The organism is Pseudomonas sp. NPDC086278, assembly GCF_050280905.1.
Classification (GTDB): domain Bacteria; phylum Pseudomonadota; class Gammaproteobacteria; order Pseudomonadales; family Pseudomonadaceae; genus Aquipseudomonas.
Window position 1 is genome coordinate 1 of sequence record NZ_JBNNWE010000182.1, and the last position, 4,325, is coordinate 4,325.

The window sequence follows — 4,325 nt, forward strand, 5'->3', positions numbered from 1 at the left end:
CGTTCTTCTGGGCCAATCGCCTGCTGCCGGCCGAGATGGCCGCGCGCTCGGATTGGTTTATCAACTGAATGCGGAGTATCCGAACATGCCAAAAATGAAAACTAAAAGTGGTGCTGCTAAGCGGTTTCTGAAAACTGCTAACGGTATCAAGCACAAGCACGCTTTCAAGAGCCACATCCTGACTAAAATGTCGACCAAGCGTAAGCGTCAACTGCGCGGTAGCAGCTTGCTGGCACCGTGTGACGTGGCAAAAGTCGAGCGCATGCTGCGCCTTCGTTAATTTAGTCAAGAATAGAGGAAGTAACTCATGGCTCGTGTAAAGCGTGGCGTCATTGCCCGTAAACGTCACAAAAAAATTCTGAAACTTGCTAAAGGCTACTACGGCGCTCGCTCGCGCGTATTCCGTGTTGCCAAGCAAGCGGTAATCAAGGCAGGCCAATACGCCTACCGTGACCGTCGTCAGAAAAAACGTCAGTTCCGCGCTCTGTGGATCGCTCGTATCAACGCTGGTGCACGTATCAACGGTCTGTCCTACAGCCGTTTCATCGCCGGCCTGAAAAAAAGCGTCCATCGAGATCGACCGTAAGGTTCTGGCTGATCTGGCAGTGAACGAAAAAGCGGCGTTTGCTGCGATTGTCGAGAAAGCTAAAGCCACCTTGGCTTAAGTACCCCCGACAGTCACCCGGCTTCACCTCTGTGGGGCCAGGTGTTAAACGTCATAAATAGGGGAAGAGCCTTCAAGCTCTTCCCCTATTTTGTATCTGGAGTCTGTACATGGAAAACCTGGATGCGCTGGTCTCTCAAGCACTAGAGGCTGTGCAAAGCGCTGAAGATATCAATGCCCTGGAGCAAATCCGGGTTCACTACCTCGGCAAAAAGGGCGAGTTGACTCAGGTGATGAAGACCCTGGGGAATTTGCCGGCAGAAGAGCGTCCGCAAGTCGGCGCCCTGATCAACGTTGCCAAGGAACGTGTCACAGAGGTTCTCAATGCCCGCAAGGCACTGTTTGAAGAGGCCGACCTGGCCGCCAAACTGTCCGCCGAGTCCATTGATGTGACCCTGCCTGGCCGTGGCCAGACCTCCGGCGGTCTGCATCCGGTTACGCGCACTCTGGAACGTATCGAACAGTTCTTCACCCACATCGGCTACGGCATTGCCGAAGGCCCTGAGGTCGAGGACGACTATCACAACTTTGAAGCGCTCAACATCCCAGGCCATCACCCGGCCCGGTCGATGCATGACACTTTCTATTTCAATGCCAACATGTTGCTGCGCACCCATACCTCGCCGGTACAGGTCCGCACCATGGAGTCGACACAACCGCCAATCCGCATCGTCTGCCCAGGCCGTGTGTACCGTAGCGATTCCGATATCACCCACTCGCCGATGTTCCACCAGGTTGAAGGCCTGCTGGTTGATCGCGACATCAATTTTGCCGACCTCAAAGGCACCATCGAAGAATTCCTGCGCGTGTTCTTCGAAAAAGAACTGGCCGTACGTTTCCGTCCTTCGTACTTCCCGTTCACCGAGCCATCCGCTGAAGTCGATATGGAATGTGTGATGTGCAGCGGCAAAGGCTGCCGGGTCTGCAAGCAGACTGGTTGGCTGGAAGTTATGGGTTGCGGCATGGTTCACCCGAACGTGTTGCGTATGTCCGGGATCGACCCGGAAGAGTTTTCGGGCTTTGCCTTCGGCATGGGCGTTGAGCGGCTGGCCATGCTGCGTTACGGCGTGAACGACTTGCGTCTGTTCTTCGACAACGACTTGCGGTTCCTCGCGCAATTTCGCTAGTCGTAACGAATTCTTAGGAGAGCAGGATGAAATTCAGTGAACAATGGCTGCGTGGCTGGGTAAGCCCGCAGGTAAGTCGCGACGAGCTGGTTGCTCGTCTGTCGATGGCCGGTCTTGAGGTCGACAGCGTTACGCCGGCCGCTGGTGAATTCAGCGGCGTTATCGTGGGCGAGGTGTTGAGCACCGAGCAGCACCCGGACGCCGACAAACTTCGTGTGTGTCAGGTCAGCAATGGTGTGGAGACCTTCCAGGTTGTCTGCGGCGCGCCAAACGTGCGCCCGGGCCTGAAAATTCCGTTCGCCATGATCGGTGCTGAACTGCCGGGCGACTTCAAAATCAAGAAAGCCAAGCTGCGTGGCGTTGAGTCCAACGGCATGCTGTGCTCGCAAGCCGAGCTGCAAGTCGGTGAAGGCAACGATGGTCTGATGGAATTACCGGTCGATGCACCGGTTGGTCAGGACATTCGTGAATACCTGGGCTTGGACGACGCCAGCATCGAGGTCGACCTGACCCCGAACCGCGGTGACTGCCTGTCCGTTGCTGGTCTGGCCCGTGAAGTGGGCGCTCTGTACGCCGCCGACGTCACGCGTCCGGTCGTTGCGACCGTCCAGGCCGTGCATGATGAAGTGCGTTCGGTTGAAGTGCTGGCGCCCGACGCGTGTCCGCGTTATCTGGGTCGTGTGATCCGAAACGTTGACCTGTCGAAGCCTACGCCATTGTGGATGGTTGAACGCCTGCGGCGCTCTGAAGTACGCAGCATCGACGCTGCCGTCGACATCACCAACTACGTGATGCTGGAATTGGGTCAACCGCTGCACGCGTTCGATCTCGCTGAAATCAATGGCGGCATCCGCGTGCGCATGGCCGAAGAAGGCGAGAAGCTGGTGCTGCTTGACGGTCAGGAAGTCAGCTTGCGTAGCGATACGCTGGTGATCGCCGACCACACTCGCGCTCTGGCAATCGCCGGCGTGATGGGTGGCGAGCACAGCGGTGTCAACACTGCGACCACTCGCGATATCTTCCTCGAAAGCGCGTTCTTCGATCAGATCGCTGTTGCTGGCAAGGCCCGCTCCTATGGCCTGCACACCGACGCCTCGCACCGTTACGAGCGTGGCGTGGACTGGCAGTTGGCGCGTGAAGCCATGGAGCGCGCCACTGGCCTGCTGCTGGAAATTACTGGTGGTGAAGCCGGCCCGATCATCGAAACTGTCAGCGAACAGCACTTGCCGAAGATTGCGCCGGTCACTCTGCGTGCGCAGCGCATTACCCAGATGCTGGGCATGGAAATGGACGCCACTGAAGTTGAGCGTCTGCTCAACGGTTTGGGGCTGACCGTTTCTGCTGACGGGGCAGGGCAGTGGCGCGTTGAAGTGCCAAGCCACCGTTTCGATATCAGCCTCGAAGTCGATCTGATTGAAGAGTTGGCCCGCCTGTACGGTTATAACCGTCTGCCGGTTCGCTACCCGCAAGCTCGTCTGGCGCCGCAAGCCAAGGCTGAAGCGCGCAGCGATCTGCCTGAGCTGCGTCGCCTGCTGGTAGCCCGTGGTTATCAGGAAGCGATCACTTACAGCTTCATCGATCCGAAACAATTCGAGTTGTTTAATCCGGGTGTCGAGCCGTTGTTGCTGGCCAATCCGATCTCGAACGACATGGCGGCTATGCGCTCGTCCTTGTGGCCAGGTCTGGTCAAGGCTCTTCAGCACAACCTGAACCGTCAACAGGATCGCGTCCGTCTGTTCGAAAGCGGTCTGCGCTTTGTCGGTCAGCTGAATGGCCTGAAGCAAGAGCCGATGCTGGCGGGCGTTGTGTGCGGCAGCCGTCTGCCGGAAGGCTGGGCGCAAGGTCGCGACGTCGTGGACTTCTTCGACGTCAAAGCCGACGTGGAAGCGGTGCTTGGCTTTGCCGGCGCGCTGGATTCGTTCACGTTCCTGCCGGGCAAACACCCAGCGTTGCACCCGGGGCAAACCGCGCGCATCGAGCGTGAAGGTCGTTTGGTTGGGTTTGTTGGCGCGATCCATCCTGAATTGTCGAAAACCCTCGGTCTCGACCGCCCGGTTTTCGTTTTCGAGCTGGTTTTGGCTGAAGTGGCGTTGGGCAAAATGCCTAAATTCCATGAGTTATCACGCTTTCCTGAAGTACGTCGTGACCTTGCGCTGATCGCCGAAAAAGACGTTGCAGCCAGCGCTGTACTGGACGTAATCCGTGAAAATGCAGGCGAATGGCTGACAGACCTCAGGCTATTTGACGTGTATCAGGGTAAAGGCATTGATCCTGATAGAAAAAGCCTTGCAGTCGGCTTGACCTGGCAGCATCCATCGCGCACTCTTAATGACGATGAGGTGAATACCACGACGCAAAATATCCTCACCTCGCTCGAACAAAGGTTGAACGCCACGTTAAGGAAGTGACGTATGGGGGCTCTGACGAAAGCTGAAATGGCGCAGCCATTGGCCGAGCAACATGCCCAGCACTGCGGGGATCAGCGCCAGCAACGACGCGCTCAATTCTGCGCCGCCCAACGCGCCGCGCCATAG

At 57.4% G+C, this 4,325-nt stretch carries 3 protein-coding genes and 2 pseudogenes; 4 read left to right on the top strand and 1 reads right to left on the bottom strand.

Going from position 1 to position 4,325, the window contains the following annotated elements; genetic code table 11:
- The first annotated feature begins 85 nt into the window (after positions 1-85).
- From rpmI to pheT, 4 genes and pseudogenes are all read left to right on the top strand, one after another.
- Entirely contained in the window at positions 86-280 is a 195-nt protein-coding gene (rpmI, locus tag ACQKP4_RS28505; protein WP_008145659.1) for a 50S ribosomal protein L35, read from the top strand.
- 27 nt (positions 281-307) lie between these two features.
- Positions 308-665: pseudogene (gene rplT / locus ACQKP4_RS28510) on the top strand (50S ribosomal protein L20).
- Between the two features lie 109 nt (positions 666-774).
- Positions 775-1,791 (top strand): phenylalanine--tRNA ligase subunit alpha, encoded by a 1,017-nt coding sequence (pheS, locus tag ACQKP4_RS28515; RefSeq protein WP_150709202.1) that lies wholly within the window; start codon positions 775-777, stop codon positions 1,789-1,791.
- Positions 1,792-1,817: 26 nt separating this feature from the next.
- On the top strand, positions 1,818-4,199 hold the full coding sequence (gene pheT, locus ACQKP4_RS28520) for a phenylalanine--tRNA ligase subunit beta (RefSeq protein WP_427637379.1): 2,382 nt from the start codon (positions 1,818-1,820) through the stop codon (positions 4,197-4,199).
- A gap of 30 nt (positions 4,200-4,229) precedes the next feature.
- On the opposite strand, the pseudogene ACQKP4_RS28525 reads toward pheT, so the two are convergent.
- Positions 4,230-4,325, bottom strand: a pseudogene (locus ACQKP4_RS28525) (sulfite exporter TauE/SafE family protein); the annotation flags it as partial.